1 protein-coding gene is annotated in these 578 nt (G+C 64.0%); it reads left to right on the top strand.

The genetic code is table 11. The features are described 5' to 3' along the window. Positions 1-45: 45 nt before the first annotated feature. On the top strand, positions 46-537 hold the full coding sequence (locus tag Psi01_RS43030) for an SRPBCC family protein (protein ID WP_204069978.1): 492 nt from the start codon (positions 46-48) through the stop codon (positions 535-537). Positions 538-578: the final 41 nt, after the last annotated feature.

Raw genomic sequence — 578 nt, forward strand, 5'->3', positions numbered from 1 at the left:
ACTGCAGCAAGTTGTCCCACACCGACAAGGAAAAGAGCGACCCCCATGAAGTACACCGCCTCGATCGAGATCGCCCTGCCGCGGGAGAGGGTGGCCCAGCTCCTCGCCGACCCGGCACACCTACCGAAGTGGCTGCGGGGTCTGGTGTCGCACGAGCCGCTGAATGGGAAGCACGGGCAGCTCGGCACCAAGTCGCGCGTCGTGATGCAGATGGGGAAGCAGAAGTTCGAGGGCATCGAGACCATCACCCGCCGGGAACCGGCAGACCTGCACGAGATACCGAAAGGCAGCGTCGTTCACTTCGACCGCGAGATCGTCGTCGAGGGCATGTGGAGCGTCGGGCGCGAACGGCTGACCGAAGCCGGTCCGGAGACGACACTCTGGGAAAGCGAGAACGAATACCGGTTCAGCGGCGTGATGATGCGGCTGGTGGGACTTCTGATGCCCGGTGCCTTCCGCAAGCAGTCGCTACAGCACATGCAGGACTTCAAGGCGTTCGCCGAGCAGGGCAAGGACGTCCGCGAAGAGACGGACTGACATGCCGTCACGCTCGGCGATGGGCATGTAGGCGGGTTCTG

Source organism: Paraplanobispora siamensis, from assembly GCF_016863175.1.
GTDB classification, from domain to species: domain Bacteria; phylum Actinomycetota; class Actinomycetes; order Streptosporangiales; family Streptosporangiaceae; genus Planobispora; species Planobispora siamensis.